The 21,251-nt window shown below is 60.4% G+C and carries 21 protein-coding genes; 9 read left to right on the top strand and 12 right to left on the bottom strand.

Annotated features, from left to right (window positions below; translation table 11 throughout):
- Nucleotides 1–2,355, top strand: coding sequence for a penicillin-binding protein 1B (gene mrcB / locus JJQ76_RS16425; RefSeq protein ID WP_210398048.1), 2,355 nt, complete (start codon nucleotides 1–3; stop codon nucleotides 2,353–2,355).
- Nucleotides 2,356–2,360: 5 nt separating this feature from the next.
- Nucleotides 2,361–2,846 carry a tetratricopeptide repeat protein gene (locus tag JJQ76_RS16420; RefSeq protein WP_246481070.1) on the top strand — a complete coding sequence of 162 codons (486 nt, stop codon included), beginning with the start codon at nucleotides 2,361–2,363 and terminating at the stop codon, nucleotides 2,844–2,846.
- A gap of 22 nt (nucleotides 2,847–2,868) precedes the next feature.
- Here the strand turns inward: JJQ76_RS16420 and JJQ76_RS16415 are convergent, their stop codons facing one another.
- On the bottom strand, nucleotides 2,869–3,054 hold the full coding sequence (locus JJQ76_RS16415; protein WP_210398046.1) for a hypothetical protein: 186 nt from the start codon (nucleotides 3,052–3,054) through the stop codon (nucleotides 2,869–2,871).
- A 106-nt stretch (nucleotides 3,055–3,160) separates the two neighbouring features.
- Nucleotides 3,161–3,391 carry a hypothetical protein gene (locus JJQ76_RS16410; protein ID WP_210398045.1) on the bottom strand — a complete coding sequence of 77 codons (231 nt, stop codon included), beginning with the start codon at nucleotides 3,389–3,391 and terminating at the stop codon, nucleotides 3,161–3,163.
- 163 nt (nucleotides 3,392–3,554) lie between these two features.
- Between JJQ76_RS16410 and JJQ76_RS16405 the strand changes: the two genes are divergently transcribed.
- Complete coding sequence (locus JJQ76_RS16405; RefSeq protein WP_210398044.1) at nucleotides 3,555–5,099, top strand: bifunctional GNAT family N-acetyltransferase/carbon-nitrogen hydrolase family protein; 1,545 nt, start codon at nucleotides 3,555–3,557, stop codon at nucleotides 5,097–5,099.
- Nucleotides 5,100–5,227: 128 nt separating this feature from the next.
- On the opposite strand, the gene JJQ76_RS16400 is transcribed toward JJQ76_RS16405, so the two are convergent.
- Complete coding sequence (locus JJQ76_RS16400; RefSeq protein ID WP_210398043.1) at nucleotides 5,228–5,572, bottom strand: PilZ domain-containing protein; 345 nt, start codon at nucleotides 5,570–5,572, stop codon at nucleotides 5,228–5,230.
- 61 nt (nucleotides 5,573–5,633) lie between these two features.
- On the opposite strand from JJQ76_RS16400, the gene JJQ76_RS16395 reads away from it, so the two are divergent.
- The 5 genes from JJQ76_RS16395 to recJ all read left to right on the top strand — a co-directional run bounded on the left by JJQ76_RS16395 (nucleotide 5,634) and on the right by recJ (nucleotide 11,847).
- On the top strand, nucleotides 5,634–6,281 hold the full coding sequence (locus JJQ76_RS16395; RefSeq protein ID WP_246481057.1) for a trimeric intracellular cation channel family protein: 648 nt from the start codon (nucleotides 5,634–5,636) through the stop codon (nucleotides 6,279–6,281).
- 150 nt (nucleotides 6,282–6,431) lie between these two features.
- A complete protein-coding gene (locus JJQ76_RS16390; protein WP_210398041.1) occupies nucleotides 6,432–7,742 on the top strand; it encodes a homoserine dehydrogenase in 1,311 nt (436 codons plus the stop codon).
- Nucleotides 7,743–7,759: 17 nt separating this feature from the next.
- A complete protein-coding gene (gene thrC / locus JJQ76_RS16385) occupies nucleotides 7,760–9,166 on the top strand; it encodes a threonine synthase (protein ID WP_210398040.1) in 1,407 nt (468 codons plus the stop codon).
- An 83-nt stretch (nucleotides 9,167–9,249) separates the two neighbouring features.
- The gene (locus tag JJQ76_RS16380) at nucleotides 9,250–10,110 is read left to right on the top strand and encodes a YdcF family protein (protein ID WP_210398039.1); all 861 of its coding nucleotides are present in this window, start codon (nucleotides 9,250–9,252) and stop codon (nucleotides 10,108–10,110) included.
- On the top strand, nucleotides 10,111–11,847 hold the full coding sequence (recJ, locus tag JJQ76_RS16375; RefSeq protein ID WP_210398038.1) for a single-stranded-DNA-specific exonuclease RecJ: 1,737 nt from the start codon (nucleotides 10,111–10,113) through the stop codon (nucleotides 11,845–11,847).
- Here recJ and JJQ76_RS16370 read toward each other — a convergent pair.
- From JJQ76_RS16370 to JJQ76_RS16335, 8 genes are all read right to left on the bottom strand, one after another.
- On the bottom strand, nucleotides 11,837–12,082 hold the full coding sequence (locus JJQ76_RS16370; RefSeq protein WP_210398037.1) for a YdgH/BhsA/McbA family protein: 246 nt from the start codon (nucleotides 12,080–12,082) through the stop codon (nucleotides 11,837–11,839). The two genes, recJ and JJQ76_RS16370, sit on opposite strands and share 11 nt — an antisense overlap.
- Nucleotides 12,083–12,196: 114 nt before the next feature.
- Nucleotides 12,197–12,514, bottom strand: a complete 318-nt coding sequence (locus JJQ76_RS16365; protein WP_210398036.1) for a hypothetical protein — start codon at nucleotides 12,512–12,514, stop codon at nucleotides 12,197–12,199.
- 73 nt (nucleotides 12,515–12,587) lie between these two features.
- Nucleotides 12,588–13,010 carry a hypothetical protein gene (locus JJQ76_RS16360; RefSeq protein WP_210398035.1) on the bottom strand — a complete coding sequence of 141 codons (423 nt, stop codon included), beginning with the start codon at nucleotides 13,008–13,010 and terminating at the stop codon, nucleotides 12,588–12,590.
- A gap of 81 nt (nucleotides 13,011–13,091) precedes the next feature.
- Complete coding sequence (astD, locus tag JJQ76_RS16355; protein ID WP_210398034.1) at nucleotides 13,092–14,558, bottom strand: succinylglutamate-semialdehyde dehydrogenase; 1,467 nt, start codon at nucleotides 14,556–14,558, stop codon at nucleotides 13,092–13,094.
- Between the two features lies 1 nt (nucleotide 14,559).
- Nucleotides 14,560–15,585, bottom strand: coding sequence for an arginine N-succinyltransferase (gene astA, locus JJQ76_RS16350; protein ID WP_210398033.1), 1,026 nt, complete (start codon nucleotides 15,583–15,585; stop codon nucleotides 14,560–14,562).
- A gap of 61 nt (nucleotides 15,586–15,646) precedes the next feature.
- Nucleotides 15,647–16,672: an arginine N-succinyltransferase gene (locus JJQ76_RS16345; RefSeq protein ID WP_210398032.1), complete on the bottom strand. Its 1,026-nt coding sequence runs from the start codon at nucleotides 16,670–16,672 to the stop codon at nucleotides 15,647–15,649.
- A complete protein-coding gene (locus JJQ76_RS16340) occupies nucleotides 16,666–17,922 on the bottom strand; it encodes a hydrolase (protein WP_210398031.1) in 1,257 nt (418 codons plus the stop codon). Before JJQ76_RS16340 ends, JJQ76_RS16345 begins: the two co-directional genes overlap by 7 nt.
- Nucleotides 17,923–18,043: 121 nt before the next feature.
- Nucleotides 18,044–18,826, bottom strand: a complete 783-nt coding sequence (locus tag JJQ76_RS16335) for a PEP-CTERM sorting domain-containing protein (protein ID WP_210398030.1) — start codon at nucleotides 18,824–18,826, stop codon at nucleotides 18,044–18,046.
- Between the two features lie 338 nt (nucleotides 18,827–19,164).
- Here JJQ76_RS16335 and JJQ76_RS16330 point away from each other — a divergent pair, with 338 nt between their 5' ends.
- Nucleotides 19,165–19,953, top strand: coding sequence for a PEP-CTERM sorting domain-containing protein (locus tag JJQ76_RS16330; protein ID WP_210398029.1), 789 nt, complete (start codon nucleotides 19,165–19,167; stop codon nucleotides 19,951–19,953).
- Nucleotides 19,954–20,024: 71 nt separating this feature from the next.
- On the opposite strand, the gene JJQ76_RS16325 is transcribed toward JJQ76_RS16330, so the two are convergent.
- Complete coding sequence (locus tag JJQ76_RS16325; RefSeq protein WP_210398028.1) at nucleotides 20,025–21,242, bottom strand: aspartate aminotransferase family protein; 1,218 nt, start codon at nucleotides 21,240–21,242, stop codon at nucleotides 20,025–20,027.
- Between the last annotated feature and the right edge of the window lie 9 nt (nucleotides 21,243–21,251).

Raw genomic sequence — 21,251 nt, 5'->3', positions numbered from 1 at the left:
ATGCCAAAAAAGAGTTCTGCTTCACCCTCCCGTCGCACCAGCAAGAAAGGTGCGGCCGCTACCCGTTCCCGTTCCTTCCGCTGGTGGCCCCTACTGTTAAAACTCGGTTTGGTAGTGCTGGTTTTGGGCGGCGGCGCGCTGGTGTACATGGATGCCACCATTCGTAGTCAGTTTGAAGGCAAACGCTGGGCATTGCCGGCCAAAGTCTACGCCCGGCCGCTGGAGCTCTATGCCGGCCAGCGACTGCCGGTTGCCGATCTCAAAGAGGAGCTGCGCCAGCTCGGCTACCGCTTTGTCAGCTATCCCAAACGCGCCGGCGAGGCGTCTGTCGCCGATCAACGGGCGCTACTTTTCAGTCGGGGTTTTCTCTATGCTGACGGGCCCGAGCCCGCCCGCCTGCTGGAACTGCGGTTTGATGGTGACCGGATCGCGCACTTGAGTGGCAGCGAGGGTGCGTTGCCGCTTGCGCGGCTGGAGCCGGTGCTGGTCGGGGGTATCTACCCCGCGGATAACGAAGATCGCGAGCTGGTTCGGCTGCAACAGGTGCCGCCCACGCTGGTACAAGCCTTGGTGACGGTGGAGGATCGCGACTTCTACCAGCATTTCGGTATCTCGCCCAAAGGTATAGCGCGGGCCATGATCAGTAATCTGCGGGCGCGGGCGGTGGTCCAGGGGGGCAGTACGCTGACTCAGCAACTGGTCAAGAATTACTTTCTCACCAGCGAGCGCAGCTTGTGGCGCAAGCTGATGGAAGCGCCGATGGCGATGCTGCTGGAGTTGCATTACAGCAAGGACGAAATCCTCGAATCCTATTTGAATGAGGTCTATCTGGGCCAGTCCGGGTCACGAGCTATCCATGGTTTTTCACTTGCCAGCCAATACTATTTTGGTCGTCCGTTGGCCGACCTCAGTCTCGAGCAACAGGCGCTGCTGGCCGGATTGGTTAAAGGGCCATCCTACTATGATCCACGGCGTCATCCGGAGCGGGCAACGGAGCGCCGTAATCTTGTGCTATCGCTGATGCGTGATCAGGGGCATATCTCCGACGCCGACTTGCTGCGCGCCCGCCAGCGGCCGCTGGGCGTGGTTGAACGCAGCCAGTTGTCAAAGGGCGCGTTTCCCGCCTATTTGGATCTGGTAAAGCGGCAACTGCGTCAGGATTACCGTGAACAGGATCTCGCCAGCGAAGGGTTGCAGGTGTTCACCAATCTGGACCCGCTGGTGCAGCGCAAAGCCGAGCAAAGTGTTCAGCGGGTGATCAAACGTCTGGATGGCCGTTTTGGTTCCCGGGTTGAGGGGTTGCAGGCAGCGCTAGTGGTAGGTAACAGCCAGACCGGCGATGTCGTGGCGGTGGTGGGTGGGCGTGATCCACGCTATCAAGGTTTTAACCGGGCCCTTGATGCGGTGCGTCCCATCGGCTCATTGGTCAAGCCGGCCGTGTATCTGACCGCGCTGGAGGAGCCGCAACGCTTCACCCTGTCGAGCTGGATCGACGATAACGCCGTTACCTTGCAAAACCCTGACGGCAGCTATTGGACACCCTCCAATTTTGACCATAGTGAACATGGTGTGGTGCCGCTGCATCAGGCGTTGTCGCGCTCCTACAATCTGGCGACGGCGCAGTTGGGGCTGCGCCTGGGGGTCGATAAAGTGGTCCATACCCTCGAGCGGCTGGGAGTGCGCCGGCCGGTCAGTCCCTACCCGGCGGTGCTGTTGGGTGCGGTCAATCTCAGCCCGCTGGAAGTGACGCAGGTTTACCAGACCATTGCCGCCAACGGTTTTGAAACGCCGCTAAGGGCGATTCGCTCGGTGTTAACGGCCGACGGCGAGTTGTTGTCCAGTTACCCGTTTGAGTTGCAGCAGCAGTTCGAACCGGCAGTGATGCACCTGTTGCAATACGCGTTGCAGGAGACGGTGCGCGAAGGCACCGCGCGTCAGCTCTACCAGCGTTTTCCGGATTCCCTCAACATGGCGGGCAAGACCGGCACCACCAATGATCAGCGTGACAGCTGGTTTGCCGGATTTACCGGCGATTATCTGGCGGTTGCCTGGCTGGGGCAGGATGACAACCGGCCGACCCCCTTAACCGGCAGCTCGGGCGCACTGCAAGTGTGGTCAGAGTTGATGGCCGAACTGCGCCCTCAATCTTATCGGCCGATGGCCCCGGAGTCGGTCAACTATGTCTGGATTGATGATGCAACGGGTGAGCGTACTGGCGACTTCTGCGAGGGAGCTCGGTTGTTGCCTTACGTGGCGGGTAGTGAACCTGCCGGTTATCGGGGCTGTGGAGTCGGCATTCAGCGCACGCTAAACTGGTTCAATCATCTATTTGGCGGTGAGGGAGGTTCCCGGTGAGTCTGATGCGGGGCGCTGTTTGGTTGCTCTTGATGGCGACACTGGCAGGGTGTGCCGGTGGGCGTTATACGCCGCCGGTCGAGGATCGCGCTCACCCGGAAGTGGGCGCACCGGCAGGGGGTGTTGTGGTGGCTGAACCGCCGATGGTATCGCCTCCTCCCGCGGCGGATGAACCTGATCGAGGGGCGTCGGCCCCTGCACGTCGCCCCACCGATCCGCTTTCACCGGCGGTGGTCGCACTGTTGGACCAGGCGTCACGCTATGAGACTGCTGGGCAGCGGCAGCAGGCGCTGGCGTACCTTGAAAGGGCGCAACGTATCTCGCCGCGGGAGCCGCAAGTGTACCTGCAGTTGGCGCGGGTGCGGCTGGCGATGAATGATGTTACGCGAGCGGTGCAACTGACCGAGCGAGGGCTGGCATTGGCGCCCTCCGGCAGCCAGGTGCAGGAGCAGCTACTGCAGCTTAAACGTCAGCTTGGCGAGCGCCACTGATGTGGCCTCGCCGGCAGCGGACTTATTCCATCGAGCCGAACCAGTCTTCAATCTCGTTGAGTTGCTTGCGCTCGAAATAGTCATCGATCCCCTGGCGAACGGCCTGGCGGCCCCGACAGCGCTCATAATCGCGGTGGGTGATCCCCAACTCTTCGTCGTCGATCACGAACTCGGGATAGTCGGCGGGGGTGGGTTTGGGCTTGCTCACTTCAGTCTCCTGCAGCCGTGGTACTTCAGTTGCAGTTTTAGGAGAGAGCCGGCATGTCGTCCAACGAAAGTTTTTGCTCGTTAGCGTAAATAAATTTGAGAATCGATCAGATCGCCTGATCCAGGAATGCGGGATTAAGGACCGAAGCGATTCTCTCCGCCCAGCGGTCCAGTTCGGCGCGCACCTCGTCGCGCTCGGCGCCGCTGGCACTTTGCAGGTGTTGTTCGCGTAACGCCAGATAGCGCCGGTGGATTTCGGCTCCACTGAGGCCTTCTACCTTGGCCTGCCACATCAGGTGGCTCATATCGGCTGTAATCTGATAGGTGCGTGGTGGCATAGCCGCTTCCCGCGTGCTGAACTCTCGCTCAAAAAGTGATCCTAGATCATTTTTGCGGCCGTTGGCAACGGTATACGGTGTCAGGGGTGTCTGAAACGACTTTAAATCTGCCGGTGTCGCCGGCGACTATGCTTACTCCATATTCGGTAATCAAGAGGTCCCTATGTCTGCAGATGAGTTACACCTGAACCTGCGAAATCTGAGTGTTGACGACTACCCGGCGGTAAGGAGGCTGATGGACCGGGTATACGACGACATTGGCGGTGCATGGCCGGAAAGCACCATCAGCAAGCTGGTCAAGGATTTCGAGGCGGGCCAGATCTGCATCGAGGATGGCAATGAGATCGTGGGTATGGCGCTGACCGTGAGGGTGGATTATCGCAAGTTTCGCAACCCGCACACCTATGATGACCTGATCGGCAAGCGAATGCAGGTATTGAATAATCCCAAAGGGGATGCGCTCTACGGCCTTGATGTGCTGATACACCCGGATTACCGCGGCTATCGCCTGGGGCGGCGACTGTACGAAGCGCGCAAGGATCTGTGCCGCCAGCTTAACCTGCAGGCGGTGCTGGCTGGGGGGCGGATTCCCGGGTTCCAGCAGCATGCCGACGAGATGACCCCGCAGGAGTATATCGAACGGGTGGGGCGGCGGGAGTTTCATGATCCGATCCTGTCGTTTCAGCTGTCCAACGATTTTCAGGTCAAGCGGGTGTTGCGCCAGTACATGCCCGAGGATGAGAAGTCGCAGGGCTACGCGACTTTGCTGGAGTGGTCCAATATCTTCTATCAGCCTGACACCTCTCCTCTCAATCAGCCGAAAACTCAGGTCAGGGTCGGCGTGGTCCAGTGGCAGATGCGAGAGTTTCATAGCGTCGAGGATGTGCTGCAACAGGTGGAATACTTCGTTGATGCGGTATCCGACTACCAAAGTGATTTTGTACTCTTCCCCGAGTTTTTCAATGCGCCGTTGATGGGATTGACCGACTCCAAGCAACGGATGGAGGCGATCCGCTTTCTGGCCCAGTTTACCCAGCGCTTTCGGGACGAGATGTTGCGGATGGCGGTGGAGTACAACATCAACATCATCACCGGTTCCATGCCGTTAATCGAGAACGAACGCCTCTACAACATCACATACCTGTGCCGTCGAGACGGTACCATCGAAGAGCAGTACAAACTGCACATCACCCCCCATGAAAAATGGGACTGGGTCATTGAGGGCGGTGACAAGCTGCAGGTGTTTGATACCGATGCCGGGCGGGTAGGTATCCTCATCTGTTACGACGTCGAGTTTCCGGAGCTGGCACGGTTGATGGCCGCTCAAGGGCTGGAGATTCTGTTCGTCCCCTTCTGGACCGACACCAAGAATGGTTTTTTGCGGGTGCGTCACTGTGCTCAGGCGCGGGCGATCGAGAACGAGTGCTACGTTGTGATCTGCGGCTCGGTCGGTAACCTGCCGGCGGTTGAAAGCCTGGATGTGCAGTATGCACAGTCGGCCGTGTTTTCGCCCTCGGACTTCTCCTTTCCCCATGACGCGGTGATGTCGGAGGCGACGCCGAACACGGAGATGATTCTGTTTTCGGATCTGGATCTGGATCGACTCAAGGTGATTCGCAACGAGGGCTCGGTCACCAATCTTAAAGACCGGCGTGAGGAGTTGTATACGCTCAGGTGGTGTGGTCCGAGCGACGAAAAAAGGAGCTAAAAAAACGGGGCCATCAGGCCCCGAAAGCTTCGTACTTGAACAGGATTAGGTTGGTACGAGAGAGAGTGTAAACTGTTCGCCCTATTTCTTTAAATACGAATGATAATAATTATCACAAGCATGGTTGATTAGTGATGCTTTTGCCACTGCTGGGTGCGTGCATTGCGCAGCAGACCCAAATAGGGCGAGGGGGTGTTGCGGTGGCGCAAGCCGAGGCTGAAGCCGCTGTGTTGCGGGTCGGCGGTGCAATGCTGGACATGGGACCATAGCGTCAGCGCCTGGTCTGCTCCGCCGACCGCTATCTCCAGGGTCAAGTGGATGCCCGCCGGCAGTCGCTGGGGACAGTGAACACGCAAGCCGCCTGCGGATATGTCGGCGGTACTGGCATTGAGTCCTGAGCCGTCGGGCAGCGTAATGCGCACCGGGCGATGAGTGCGATAGCGGGGTTCGGTGCGACGGTCATGCTGGCTCATGGTAGATCCTGATGATAAAAATCACCGTCTAAGTCTAGTCTTGATCTGGAGGAGAGGTCGATTGTTTGGTTTTGTTCCGGAGCTGTCCGGTGTAGTGGGGTTGCTCGGTTACTGCGGAATTGCGGTATTCGCCGTGTCCGGAGCCCTTGATGCGGCGCGTAACCGTATGGATATCCTCGGCTTTATGCTGATTGGAACCGCTACCGGTCTGGGCGGCGGCACCTTGCGCGACCTGTTGTTGGGGTTGGCGCCGGTATACTGGGTTCGTGAGCCTGCTTACATCACCCTGTGTCTGGTCGTGGCGGCGATAACCTATTTTGTGGTGCCCTTTATCGACAGTCGCAAGCGCGCGCTGGTGTGGATGGATGCCATCGGCTTGTCGTTGTTTTCGGTTACCGGCACCCAAATTGCGCTAACGGCCGGAGTGGCGCCGTTAGTGGCGGTCTGTATGGGGGTGATGACCGCTACCTTCGGCGGCATTATTCGCGATGTGCTGTGTGGTGAGTCATTGGTGCTGGGCGGGCGCGAACTTTACGTGACCGCCGCCCTGGCCGGTGCCTCAACCCATCTGGGGCTGGTGTTGATCAGTGTACCTGATGATCTCGCTTTGCTCGGGGGCTTTGTGGTTGCACTGGGGTTGCGCAGTGCGGCTATTCTGTTTGGCCTCAAACTACCGGCGTATCAGGGTCGGTCGGGTGATGGGCAGTGAGCAGGCGGTAGTCCGGCCCGACGTCATCCAGAGCGCGTTTTTATCCCTTTCTTTGCTAAGCAGAACGGCGTTTTTTTGCTACAATGGGCGCCTTTTTGGCGGCGCTTGTTGAGGCGCGTGCGGTGGTTGATCAGCAAAGGGTCTATGGGAATGGGATTCAAACCGGTAAAAGTGGGGATCTGTGGTCTGGGGACCGTGGGTGGCGGTACCTTCAATGTCCTGAAACGCAACGAAGTGGAAATTTCTCGCCGTGCCGGTCGATTGATTCAGGTTGCCGCGATTGGTACGCGCCGCCCGAATCCCGATTGCGATACCAACGGCGTTCAGATCACCAGCGATATCTTTGACGTTGCCCGCAACCCGGAAATCGATGTGGTGGTCGAGCTGATCGGCGGAACCGACGTTGCGCGCGATCTGGTTCTTACCGCGCTGGATAATGGCAAGCATGTGGTCACGGCCAACAAGGCCTTGATCGCGGTGCACGGTAACGAGATCTTTGAAGCGGCCCAGCGCAAGAATCTGATTGTCGCCTTTGAAGCGTCCGTTGCCGGCGGCATTCCCATCGTCAAGGCGATTCGCGAGGGTCTCGCCGCCAACAGCATCAACTGGGTGGCGGGGATCATTAACGGCACCGGTAACTTCATCCTCACCGAGATGCGCGACAAGGGCCGCGCCTTCGACGACGTGCTGGCCGAAGCGCAGGCACTGGGTTATGCCGAAGCTGACCCGACCTTCGATGTCGAGGGGATCGACGCGGCGCACAAATTGACCATCCTCGGATCGCTGGCCTTCGGTATCCCGCTGCAGTTCCAGCACGCCTATACCGAAGGGATCAGCAAGATCACCACCGATGATGTGCGCTACGCCGAAGAACTGGGTTACCGCATCAAGCACCTGGGGATCAGCCGCCGCACGACCGAGGGCGTTGAACTGCGGGTGCATCCGACACTGATTCCCCAGGATCAGCTGATTGCCAACGTCAACGGGGTGATGAACGCGGTGATGGTGGATGCCGACGCCGTCGGGCCGACCCTGTACTACGGTGCTGGCGCCGGTGCCGAAGCCACCGCTTCTGCCGTGATTGCCGATCTGGTCGACGTCGTGCGTACCATGACCGCGGACCGTGACAACCGGGTGCCGCATCTGGCGTTCCACCCCAGCCGCCTGTCAAGCCTGCCGGTACTGCCGATGGAGGAGGTTGAAACCGCCTACTACCTGCGCCTGCAAGCCGAAGACCACCCGGGAGTGTTGGCCGAAGTCACCCGGATTCTGGCTGATCAATCGATCTCCATCGACGCCATTCTGCAAAAGAGCGCGCCTGATAGTGACCTGATTCCGGTGATCATCCTTACCGACGCGGTGCAAGAGAAGCGGATGAACGCGGCGATATCGGCGATCGAGTCGTTGAAGGAGATTCGTGGCGCGGTGACGCGCATCCGGGTCGAACGGCTTAACGGTTAACAGGAGAACGGTTCTACATGAAATACATCAGTACCCGCGGTCAGGCGCCTGCGCTCAACTTTGAACAAGTACTGCTGGCAGGCCTTGCCTCCGATGGCGGTCTCTACGTGCCCGAGCAGCTACCGCAGTTTTCCAGAGAGGAGATCGCCAGCTGGGCCGGTCTCTCTTACGCCGAGCTGGCCAAGAAGATCATCGCCCCGTTTGTGGCCGATACCATTCCCCAGGCGGATCTCGATGCCATTATCGATGACACCTATGGGATCAGCGGCGATGACCGGGTGTTTGCCCACGACGCGGTAGCGCCGCTGAAACAGTTGGATAGCAATTTGTGGGTGCTGGAACTGTTTCACGGCCCGACCCTGGCGTTCAAAGACTTTGCTTTGCAACTGCTCGGCCGTCTGCTCGATTACGTGCTGGAAAAGCGCCAGGAGCGGGTGGTGATCATGGGGGCGACCTCCGGTGACACCGGTTCTGCCGCCATCGAAGGTTGCAAGCGTTGCGACAACGTCGATATTTTTATTCTGCACCCGCACAACCGCGTCTCCGACGTACAGCGCAAGCAGATGACCACTATCGTCGGCGACAACATCTATAACCTGGCGATCGAGGGCAATTTTGACGACTGCCAGCAGATGGTCAAGCAGAGCTTTGCCAATCAGGAGTTCCTCAAGGGGCGTAAGCTGGTGGCGGTCAACTCCATCAACTGGGCGCGGATCATGGCCCAGATCGTCTACTACTTCCATGCCTCCCTGAGCCTTGGCGGCCCACACCGCGAAGTCTCCTTTGCCGTCCCCACCGGTAACTTTGGCGATATCTTTGCGGGCTACCTGGCCCGTGGTATGGGACTGCCGGTGAAGCAACTGGTGGTAGCCACCAACGTCAACGACATTCTGCACCGCTGCATCAGCGCCAACGATTACTCGGCCCAGCCGCTGGTGCATACGCTGTCGCCGAGCATGGATATCATGGTATCCAGCAACTTTGAGCGCCTGCTGTTCGACCTGTATGACCGTGACGGTGCTGCGACCGCGGCGCTGGTGTCCAACATGGCGGCCGGCAACGCCAGCCTTGATTCCAACCGTCTGGCCAAGGCGCGTGAACTGTTCGACAGCTACCGCCTCGACGACGAGGGCTGCGTGGCGGTGATCGCCGACATGTTTGAGCGCACCGAAGAGCTGCTCGACCCGCACACCGCGATTGGGGTAAAAGCCGCGCAGGAGTGCCGCCGTGACGCCAAAACGCCGATGGTGGCGCTGGCCACCGCGCATCCGGTCAAGTTCCCTGAACCGGTGGTGAAGGCAGGTTGCAAGTCGCCGGAGCTGCCGCACCACCTTGAAGACCTGTTCGAGCGCGAGGAGCGCTATCAGGTCCTCCCCAAGGACTTGGCTGCAGTACAGGCCTACATGGCCGAGCAGCTCAGCTAAACTGAGCCTGTCAGCTAAAACGCCGGGCTTGCCCCGGCGTTTTACTAAGCGCGGGTCATCACAGCCGGAGTCGCCCCCAGACCATGGATAGCCTGTTCTTTCTCAGCTCCAAACTGATCTGGGCTTTTGCGCGCCCCGATCACCTGCTGTTGCTGTTGCTGACTGTCGCTGCGGTGCGCGGGCGCTGGCGTCACGCCGGAATCGGTAACGACCGGCGCCAGAGCCATAAACTGCTGTGGTTTACCCTGGTGTTGTTGTGGTTGATTGCGCTCTATCCCGCCGGCAACCTGCTGCTCTATCCCCTTGAAACCCGCTTTAAGCAGCAGCCCGTGGTCGCCGAAGAGCTGTCGGGGGTGGTCGTGTTGGGCGGTGGCGAGAGCCTCGCCCGCAGTCGCTACTGGGACCGGCTGGAGCTAACCGATGCCGGCGATCGCTATCTGGAGCTGCTGGCGTTAGCGCAGCAGTTCCCCGATCTGCCGATCATATTTACCGGCGGTTCCGGTGCCGTTACCCAACAGCAGTTTGGCGGTGCCGACGCGCTGGAACCGCTGCTGCAGCGGCTGGGACTGGCGCAGCGGGTGATACTGGAACGCAAGTCGCGCAACACCTACGAGAATGCGCTGTTTGCCAAACCACTGGCGGATCCGATCAGCGCCGAGCGGGGCGATAAGCCTTGGCTGCTGGTCACCTCCGCGTTCCATATGCCGCGTTCGGTCGGCATCTTTCAAGCGCAGGGTTGGTCAGTACAGCCGCATCCGGTGGACCACTGGTCGTTGCCGCCCGCGAAACAGCGCTGGTACTTTTCCTTGTCGGAGAATCTGGTCGACCTGACCATGGGGGTGCGGGAATGGCTGGGATTGTTCGCCTACAGGCTGACCGGTAAAACCCACCAACTGTTGCCCGGCAGTGCCGGTGCTGGTGTGCCCGAACCGCAGGGGAAATAGATGCAGAAGCTGATTGTTCGCCGTTCGACTGACACCAATCCTCTGGCCGGCAGCGGGTTATCTCCGCTACTCCAGCGAATATTTGCGGCTCGCGGTGTGCAGGGCCCCGATGAGCTGGACACCGGTCTCAAGGGCCTGCTGCCATACCATGCCCTGAAAGATATTGATCGTGCGGTGGCGGTGATCGGCGACACGCTGATGCGGGGCGAACGAATTCTGATTGTTGGCGATTATGATTGTGACGGTGCGACCAGTAGCGCTTTGGCCGTGCTGGGTCTGCGCGCCATGGGTGCCGGTTGGGTCGATTTCCTGGTTCCCGACCGCTTCGCATACGGCTATGGGCTCAGCCCCGAAATCGTGGCGGTGGCGGCACGCTGTGAACCGCAGCTGCTGATCACGGTCGATAACGGCGTGTCGAGCGTTGAGGGAGTGGCCGCCGCCAGAGCTGCCGGCATGCGGGTGGTGGTCACCGACCATCACCTGGCTGGGAGTCAGCTGCCCAAGGCCGACGCGTTGGTGAATCCCAATCAGCCCGGCTGTGAATTTCCCGCCAAGAGCACCTGCGGTGTCGGGGTGATCTTTTACGTGTTGTCGGCGCTGCGCCGCTGGTTGGAGCAGCAGGGCTGGTTTGCGCGGCAGGGTATTCCGCTGCCTAATCTTGCCGATTGGCTCGACCTGGTGGCGCTGGGGACCGTGGCCGATGTGGTCAGTCTGGAGCAGAATAACCGCCGCCTGGTGGAGCAGGGGTTACGTCGTATCCGTGCCGGAAGGGCCCGTCCGGGTATGTTGGCGCTGCTGGATGTGGCCGGCCGCAAGCCGGAGCAGTTGGTGGCGTCGGATCTTGGCTTTGCCATCGGTCCGCGCCTGAATGCAGCCGGCCGGCTGGATGATATGTCGATCGGCATCCGCTGCTTGCTTACCGATGATCCGGCTGAAGCGCGTGCGCTGGCGGCGGAGCTGGATCGCTTCAATCAGGATCGCAAACTGATCGAACAATCGATGCAGGTGCAGGCGCTGGAGCTTCTCAAACAGCTTGATCTGGGGCGTGATGGTGAGCCGCCGGCGGGGGTCTGTCTTTATGAGCCGGACTGGCACGAAGGGGTCATCGGTATTCTTGCATCGCGGATCAAGGACCGCCTGCATCGCCCGGTCATCGCCTTTGCCCGTGCCGAAAATGGCCAGCTCAAAGGTTCGGCACGCTCTATTCCCGGGCTGCACATTCGCGATGCGCTGGATGCGGTTGCCGCGCGCTACCCCGGGCTGTTGACCAAGTTCGGTGGCCACGCCATGGCGGCCGGGCTGACCCTGGATCACGACGGCTTCACGGCTTTTCAGCACGCCTTCTGCGACGAGGCGGCGCGATCTCTCAGCGCGACCCAACTACAGGCCCGGATCGATACTGACGGTGAGTTGTCGCCGCAGGAGCTAACCATGGAGGTAGCACGTGAGCTGCGCTTTGCCGGCCCCTGGGGGCAGCACTTTCCCGAGCCGCTGTTTGATGGCGAGTTCGAACTGGTACAGCAGCGGATTGTCGGCCAGCGCCATCTGAAGCTGGTGCTAGCTGCGGCGGGTGGCTATTGCGTCGATGCCATCGCCTTTAACGTGGATCTTGAACTGTGGCCGAGTGAAGCGCCCCGAGCGCGGGTGGTGTACAAACTGGATATCAACGAGTTTCGGGGGAACCAGTCACTGCAGCTGCTGGTGGATTATCTGGAACCGCTGCCAGTTAAAAGTTAACGCAGCCGGATACCGGACCTTTCCAGCTGGAACCCTTGACGGAGCGGCACTGGCTCCGGGTGACGCTATACCAGGATTCGGTACCGGTGGAACAGCCGTTGGCATCATAGCAGATGCCAAACTCCGCCGGGCTTTGCGAGCCGGTTTCGACCGCGGGTGGCGGTTCCTGAGCCGTCTGCGGCGGGCTGCAGGCGGTGATCAACATGCTCAGTGCTAACCAGAGCAAGCTGCGCATAGTGTATCCCGGATGATATGGCTGAGTGATGCTCATACTTTAACGTATTACTCGGTTACTACGGGTTGAAGGCTCGTGTCATCGGGGTGAATAGTGCCCCGCCCCCTGATGGTCCTAATCGACCCACACCCAGCGGATCAGCTCGCCGAAATCGTCGTAGACCGCTTTTTTGCGTGGCCGCTGTCGCTGGCGGCGGGTGGTTGGCTTGGGCGGTTTGCTCTTGCGCGATTCTATCGCTGCCACGACCTCCTGCACCGGTGTTCGCTCGTTGCGGGGGCCGACAAAGGCGAAGTCCGGTTTGGCGGCCAGAGGGTTGTCCCAGCCGGTGGCACCGCGCGGTACTTCGGCGATCTCACCGCCCTGGGTGAGGAACTCTTCCACGTCTCGCTGCAGCGATTCGCGCAACTCGGCTTTGGTGGGACGATGTTTCATGGCGTCGGTTTGGCATTGACGAACAATCGGACAGTATACCGCGAAATCAACGCGGGCGGATGCCCGGCGGGAATCAGGGGCAGCTGGCGGGCCCCAGGCGCACCAGCGGATTACCGTTGTTGTCGGCAAGGCTGCCATTGGGTTGGCGGATCAGCGCCAGACTGCCCTGATTGCCGGAGCTGGAGCGCCAATCGACTCGATCAGCGGCCGCCTGCCACTGCCCCTGATCCTGTAATGAGGTGCATTGATAACCTGATGCATACAGATTGGGCCGACAGCTTTGGCCGGCACTGAAGTAGCGTCCGTCGTGGCAGTAATGAACGAACAGGGTGATACGTGGACGGCTGGAAGAAACGCCAGTACCGTAGCTGTACTGGTAACTGTAGCCGGAAAGTAATCGGTGCAGCTCGTTGGATGCGGGGGTTGCCAGCGCTTCACGGGCTGGCAGTAACAGCGCCAGTGCCAGTAGTGGTGAAATCGATGACCGGAGCGACATAGACACCTCCGCGTTGCCAAACGCCCTGCCTTGTCGCCAGTATAGGCCCGCCGTCGGGCGGGCCTTGAACAGCCGTTTGAGTTACAGCGACAGTCCCGGCGCCAGGGTTTCCGGCAGGGTAATCCGGTCAGCTTCGAGGCCAGCTACCGGGTAGGCACAGTAATCCGCCGCGTAGTAGGCGCTGGCGCGATGGTTACCACTGGCGCCGATACCGCCGAAGGGGGCCGCACTGCTGGCGCCGGTCAGCTGCTTGTTCCAGTTGACGATGCCGGCGCGAATACGGGCATAGAAATAGTCGAACTGATCACGGCTGTCACTCAATAGGCCCGCCGACAGACCAAAGCGGGTCGCGTTGGCTGACGCAATCGCCGCATCGAAATCGCGGTAGCGGATCAGTTGCAGCAGCGGGCCGAAATACTCGTCATCCGGCAGGTGACTGATGGCGCTCACATCAATCAGACCCGGACTGACAAAGCCGGTGCCGGTCTGCAGCTTCTTCAGCTCCAGCAGCGGCTGGCCCCCCAGTTTGATCAACCGGGTTTGCGCGTCCACCAGTCCATCGGCTGCGGCTTCCGAGACCAGACTGCCCATAAAGGGCTGAGGCTCGGCGTCCCAGCGGCCAACTTTGATGTTGCCAATCGCCTCGCATAGCTCGGTGATAAAGCGATCACCGGTTGTACCCTCGGGCACAAACAGCCGGCGTGCGCAGGTGCAGCGCTGACCGGCGGTGATGTAGGCCGACTGAACGGTCTCATGCACGGCGGCTTTGATGTCGCTGATATCGCCGATAACCAGCGGGTTGTTGCCGCCCATCTCCAGTGCCAGGATTTTCTCCGGCTGACCGGCAAACTGCTGATGCAGCAGGGCACCGGTGCGCGAACTGCCGGTGAAGAACAGGCCGTCGATGCCGGGGTGTTGCGCCAGCGCCATACCGGTTTCCCGCTCCCCCTGCAACAGATTGAGGACGCCTTTCGGCAGCCCGGCCTGTTGCCATAGCTGTACACAAAGTTCGGCCACCGCCGGCGTCAGTTCGCTGGGTTTAAGCAATACGCAGTTGCCGGCGATCAGTGCCGGAACAATATGGCCGTTGGGCAGGTGGCCGGGGAAGTTGTAGGGGCCGAACACGGCCACTACCCCGTGCGGCTTGTGGCGCAGCATCGCCCGGGCCCCAGGAACTTCACTTTCACGGGTGCCGGTGCGCTCGTCGTGCGCCTTGAGCGATATGTCGATCTTGCCACGCATGGCGGTTACTTCGGTGCGGCTCTCCCACAAAGGTTTGCCGGTTTCCTCGGCGATCAGGGTGGCAATCCGCTCGGCGTTGGCTTCCAGTTGTACGCCAAAGGCCCGGATGATCTCGGTGCGCTCGGCCAACGTGTGCTGACTCCAGACCGGGAATGCCTGCCGGGCCGCCGTGACCGCTTCCTCCACCTGGGTAGCGGTGGCGGCTCGGCCTTGCCACAGCGGTTGGTTGATGGCGGGGTTGAGTGATTGCAATGCGGTTCCCTGGCCTTCGAGCCAGGCGCCATTGATAAACAGGGATGCAGACATATCAGAATCTCCGTGAAGCAGACAGTGGCACTACCCTCACCGGGTCGCCGTTGTCGACTTGCAGGGCGGCGGCGACCTCGGGGGTGAGGCGTGCAATGTTGTGGTCGACGTTGAGCGGCGTCAGGCAGCAACGAAATCCTTCGAAGCGTGGTGTGGCCACCAGGAACGGTTCTCCTGCGCCCGCATGGGTGTCGATCAGCGTTTTGGCGTAGCGGCTTTCCCGCACCGCGCGGATCTCGTTGACCGGCGCTTCCAGCAGCGGGCCGGCGTCGAAGATGTCAACGTAACCGGTGTAGCGCAGCCCCTCGGCTTCCAGTAGCTTGCGCGCCGGAGTGGTGTTGTCGTGGGTGTGACTGATCACCTGGCGGGCGGATTCCGGCAACAGGTTGGTGTAGATCGTATGTTTGGGCATCAGCTCGGCGATAAACACCTTATCCCGCGCCGACAAACGGTCGGCCTCGGCAAAGTCAAGGCTGAAGAAGTGTCGCCCCAGCCCTTCCCAGAAGGGGGATATACCCTGGGCATCGGAGTAGCCACGCATCTCCGCGATCAGCCGTTGGTCAAACCGCTCCGGGAATTCGGCCAGAAACAGGAAGCGGGATTTGCTCAACAGGTGGCCATTCTTGCCGTGGCGAAAATCCGGATCCAGGAACAGGGTGCATAGCTCCGAGCAACCGGTATGGTCGTTGCTGATAGTCAGGGTGTTGATGCGGTTGTAGACCTGCAGTTCGCGGGAGGCATGCACCAGCGTGCCGACCCGATAGTTGTACCAGGGCTGATCGAGGCCTACCGCCGCTTCGATGGCGCTGCAGCCCACCACCTGACCGCTGGCGGTATCCTCGAGCACGAACAGGTACAGGGCGTCTTGCGGCGCGGTGTTGGCGTTGAAGGCCGCGAGTCCCGCGTCGAGTTTACCGCGAGTCTGTACCTCGTCATCCTGCAACGAGGTAAAGCCGGGGCCGGTCTTGCGCGACAGGGCGCGCAGGGCATCCCAGTCGTCGGCGCGAATCGGTCGGATGACCATCATGGTATTGCTACTCCGCTCGGACCGCCATGGAGCGGTTCCGGGTTAATGAAGGTTCTGGTTGTCAAGCGCGGCCGATATCTTCCGCCGCCACGGGGATGGTCCTCACCGGTTCGCCGTCGGTGATGCCGAGGCGTTCGGCATCATCGGCACTCAACGTGGTGGTTTCGGCAACGACACGGGTCAGCAGGCAGCGATAGTCCTCCAGCCGCCCGTTGCTAACCAGCATCCAGGGGGCATCTGCCGGCACGCGGCCGATGTTGGCCTTGAGTTCGCGGCTTTGCTCCACGCTACGGATCTGGTTGGTGCGGTGCTCCAGCGTGGGGCCGGCATCGAAGATATCGACGTAACCGCGGTAGTTGAACCCTTCGTCTTCAAGCAGCGCCATGACCTCCTCAACGTCCGGGCGTGGCTCACCGAGGCACGCCTGGGCGGCGGGTGTCAGCAGCGGTACGTAGACGGGGTAGTGGGGCATCAGGTCGGCGATAAAGCTTTTGGCGTTGATGCCGGTGAGATAGTTGGCGCGGTCAAACTCCATGCTGAAAAAGTGGCGCCCGAGACAATCCCAGAACGGTGAGTTGCCGTTATCGTCGATGCTGCCCTGCAGTTCCACCAGGGTGCGGGCGGCAAAACGCTCGGGGAACTGTGCCATGAACAGCATTCGCGCTCGGGACAGCAGGTGCAGGCTCTCCGGGGTGCGGTGCTCGCCATCGATAAACAGGGTGTAAAGGCGCGAGCAGCCGGTGTAGTCCTGACACAGGTGCAGGGCCGGAATGCGGTTGTGAATCTGCAGATCGCTGGAGGCGTGAACCACTTCGTCGATGCGGTAGCTGTAGAAGGGGGCACCCAAGCCCACTGCCGACTCGATCCCGGCAACGCCGATCACTTGGCCATCCTGCTCCAGCACAAAATGGTAGCTTTCCCCTTCGGCTCGCCGGACCGCTTTGCGCAGCGACTGCTGGGTGCCGCCGATCAGTTCACTGAGATGATCGCGATTGGCGGGCAGGGTGGTCAGTCGGCCACCGGAGATCACGGCCAAACGCTCCAGATCCTGAATGTCGGCAAAATTGACCGGGCGTACGCTTAGCATGAGTGCTCCTTCTTCCAGAGCGTCGGGTCGCTGGCGGCCAGATGCAGCAGGATCAATGCCGACAGCTTGGCTCGTGGCACCAGACTGTTGACCTTAAGGTATTCGTCGGTGCTGTGAATGGCACCGCCCTGAACCCCAAGGGTATCGATATTGGGAATACCTGCAGCGGCTAGATTGTTGCCATCACAGCAACCGCCGGTGGGCAGCCAGTCAAGCTGCAAGCCGATCTCGGCGCCGCAGTGGCGGGCCAGTTCCAGCAGCCGCAGGTTGGTGGCGTTCAACAGTTTGGGTTTGCGGCCAAAGCCGCCATGCAGTTTGACCGCGATGCCGTCGCGGTCGCTGATCCGCGCGCGGATCGCTTCCAGTTCGGCCAGGAACCAGGCTTCGTCGTCGGGATGAGCGATGCGAATGTTAAAGCGCCCCAAGGCGCGGTCCGGCACCACGTTGAGCGCGCCACCACCCTCGATAAAGCCGGGGTTGATGGTAACGCCATCGCGCTGGCCATTGAGGTCATCGATGGCGCTGATCATGTCGCAGAGGGCGCGGATGGCGTTGCGCCCCAGATGATGTTCGCGACCGGCATGGGCGCTGCGCCCCTCCACCACGATGCTGAAATTGCCGCTGCCCTTGCGCTCACCGGCCAGATTGCCGTCCGGGAAGCAGGGCTCGTAGATCATCCCCAGATCGCAGCGTGTCGCGGCGTCGCTGATCAATGGCGCGGAGCCGATGGAGCCGATCTCCTCATCGGGGTTGAACAGGAGCTCCCAGCCGACCCGTTCCGCCAGTGGACTGCGTTCCAGCGCTTCCAGCGCGTTCAGCAGCACCGCGATACCACCCTTGAGGTCGGTCACCCCGGGGCCGTTGAGGGTGTCATCATCCAGCCAGAGCACCTGCTGAAACGGCGAATCGATGGCGAACACGGTGTCCAGATGGGCGCAGAAGAACAGCTGCAGCGGTGCTTCGGGGCGTTGGCGCAGACGGATAGCGTTGCCCAGTTCGAACTGGCTGATGGAACCATCCGGGTTGACCTGCTGGTAGGGCGTTACCGGCAGCACCTCAGCGCTGAGGCCAAAGTGCTCGCGGGCGTATTCGGCCAGACGCGCACCGACGCGGTTGACCCCGGCGGCATTAAAACTGCCGGAGTTGATCTCTGCCAGCTCGATGGTCAGATCCAGCATCGGCTGATGGCGGGTGTCGAGCCAGCCGAGGGCTGCGTTGAATTGGTCTGAAAGTGGGTTGGGTCTCTCCATCCGTTCATTATTGATCAGTGAGCGGAAAATAACTGTTGTGGATGCGACCCGTTTTTATCGCGGGTTGGGCTTTACTCAAAAAAGGCCAGCGAGCGCTGGCCTTTTTCGGGTTGCGGCGCGGCTAGTGCTGTCGGCGCCGGTAGAGTACGGCAAGGCCCAGACCCATCAACCACAGCGTGGCGGGCAGGGGGACGTCGGTGGTGCCGGGAGGCGGCGGTGCGCCGGTGTCCGCCAACAGCAGGTTCTCGAACATCTGCTGGTTATCGCCGGCGTCCAAACGGCCTGCATCGAAGACGTTCTGATCGGTGATCAGAAAGATGCTGCCCGCGCCGATATTCTCAAAGCCCATCATCACCGAGGTCAGGTTGTGCCCCAGCATCAGCACTTCAGGCGCGCCGAGGATGGGAGCAAAGGCGGCGTAGTTGTATGAGTCAACGCCCGCGGTCAAATCATGGTCAAGAATCTCGCCATTGGCCCGCAGGGCGGTTTGGCCTCCTGAGTCCTGAATTTGGCTATTAACGATGCTCATCGCGCTGCCGAGGAAGGACAATGCGCTGTTGATGCGAATATTTTCAGCTTCACCAAAGCCGCTACCATGCTCACCCATAAAGGCGATCCGGCCACCCCCGGCGAGGAAACCCGCCATCGCGGTCAGTTCGCTGTTGGTGTAGTCGTTGGCCGGCTGCACCGCCCAGAATAGCTCGATTCCGGCCAGGTCGCCGGCGGTAACTTCGGTATTGATGATTGATGAACTGTGTCCGGCCAGGCCGTCGTAGAAGGCGTTTACTCGCGTGTAGGTGTTGCTCAAGGTGGCATCACCGGTAACGAGAACCTCTGCAGACCACCCCGTCGACGCCATTACCAACAACAGTGCACCGATACACCGTGTGAGTAGCTGTTTCATAGGGTTTCCCTCATGTGTGTAGATCCGTTGTTACGAAAAGTTGCTTCCTTGAAGGCCGCTGAGCGGTAGAACCAACTGTCGTCTGCAACGATGCATAGGGCGTGCCTGTGATAACCAAGTGCCTGAAATGTTGAGATAGATCATCTTTGAAGGTCGGAAAATAGAGTACGCGGTGTAAAAAAAACAGACGATCAAAAAATGTCGGAAAAATTTACACATTAGTGAGCTTGAATTCAGGGTGTTGCGGTGAAACGCAGATGAAACGGGTGTTTTTTCGTTATGGCTGATTTATTGCATTTTTTTAGGGGGTGAGGTTTTTTTCTTCCGGGAGTAACAATATGAGATTTGTAGCGGTGCTACGTCAGCTGGCGGTGGTGTTTCTCTGCCTATCGGCCTTTTCAGCTTCAGCGCAGGCTGGAGTGGTGCACATATTCGGCGATCGCAGTGGCGATCGTGCGAATCTCGCCAGTTCGCTGGTCGGATTGGGACATACCGTCGTCAATACGGCGGCGTTGGCGACCGATCTGAGCGGTTTTGATGCGGTCTGGCATGTCGGTGCGTTTTCGGCGTTGGGCAGTGGTCAGCAGACACAGTTGTCCGGCTATATTCAATCGGGAGGCGGTGTGCATCTGACCGGCGAGCGCCCCTGCTGCGACGTGATGAACGATTCGATTGAAACCTTGATCAACAGTTTGGTTGTGGGCGGTGGGGTTAGCGTTGGCCGGCAAGGCGATTCCGGTGCGGGGACTGCTCTGGTCAATGCTGGCGTTGTCGGTGGTTTGGCTTCCGCTCCGAATCTGCTCAGCGGTTTGGTTCTTAGCGCCAGCGGCGTCATCTCCGGTGTTAGCGGCGATAACGTGTTTGCCACATTTAATGGGCAGACCGTCGCTGCGGCCTGGGATTCTGTTGATCTGCTGGGTGGTGCCGGGCGGTTGAGTCTGGTGATGGATGTCAACTGGTTCAGTAACCCGGGAGCCAACCTCGCCGCGTTTGCAAATGTTCAAACCTTCCTGGAGGGTGGGGCACAAACTCAGCCCCAGGCGCAGGCGGTTCCTGAGCCGGCCTCGTTAGCGCTGGTGCTGCTGGGCATCGCTGCCTTCGGCGCGCGTCGCCGCATGCCGTTGTGATCGGCAAAGCATAGATCGATAAACGCCCTCAAAAGAGGGCGTTTTTTGTTTTAGCATGAAAAACGGCCAGCCTAGGCGTTGGCCAGCGTCTTGGCCACAGCCCGTTCCAGCCGCGCCAAGCCTTCCGCAATATCAGCGTCACCGATCACGAGCGAGGGCGCCATCCGCAATACGTTGGGGCCGGCAACCAGCAGCATCAGCCCCTCGTCGCGGGCAGCGGCGAGGAACTGGGCCGCCTTGCCGTGCCAGGCTTCGACCAGTTCGGCGCCGATCAGCAGCCCTTTACCGCGTATCTCGCTGAAAATCGCGTGCTTGGCGTTGATCGCCTGCAGCCCTTCAACGAACTGCTGGTGCTTCTGTTTGACGCCGTCGAGCAGGGCGCGGTCGTTGATGATCTCGATCGCTTCGCCGGCCACCGCGCAGGCCAGCGGGTTGCCGCCGTAAGTGCTGCCGTGGGTACCGAAGCCGAAGCTGCCGGCCACTTTATCGGACACCAGCATGGCGCCGACCGGGAAACCGCCGCCGAGAGCCTTGGCGCTGGTGAGAATGTCCGGGGTGACGCCCAAGCCCATGTAGGCATACAGCTCGCCGGTGCGGCCGACGCCGGTCTGGATCTCGTCGAACACCAGCAGCGCGTTGTGCTGGTCGCAAAGCTCGCGAACCTGGCGGGCAAACTCGGGGTCGGCGGGGATGATGCCGCCCTCGCCCTGAATCGGTTCCATCACCACGGCACAGGTTTTGTCCGAGATTACCGCTTTCAGCGCATCGATATCGTTGAAGGGTACGTGGGTGATGCCGGCGGGGACCGGCTCGAACCCTTCGCGGTACTTCTTCTGGCCACCCACGCTGACGGTGAACAGCGTGCGACCATGGAACGACTGGTTGAACGAGATAATTTCGTGTTTTTCCGGCCCGACATGGTCGTAGGCATACTTGCGCACCAGCTTGAACGCCGCTTCGTTGGCCTCGGCACCGGAGTTGCAGAAGAACACCTTGTCGGCAAAGGTGGCTTCGGTGAGTTGCTTGGCCAGCCGTAGCGCGGGCTCATTGGTGAATACGTTGGACAGGTGCCACAGCTTATTGGCCTGCTCTTTCAGTGCCGCCACCAGACGCGGGTGGCAGTGGCCGAGGGCGTTAACGGCAATGCCGCCGGCCAGATCGATATACTCGCAGCCGTCCTGATCCCAGACCCGCACGCCTTCACCGCGCACAGGTACCATCGCCTGCGGGTTGTAGTTGGGGACCATCACCTGATCGAAGGTGGCACGGGTTACTGCATCATTTCTCATGGTTGTTCC

The organism is Motiliproteus sediminis, assembly GCF_017912535.1.
GTDB classification, from domain to species: Bacteria; Pseudomonadota; Gammaproteobacteria; order Pseudomonadales; family Balneatricaceae; genus Motiliproteus; species Motiliproteus sediminis.
The sequence above is the reverse complement of the archived record's forward strand: the minus strand, read 5'-3'. Positions and strand labels throughout refer to the sequence as shown.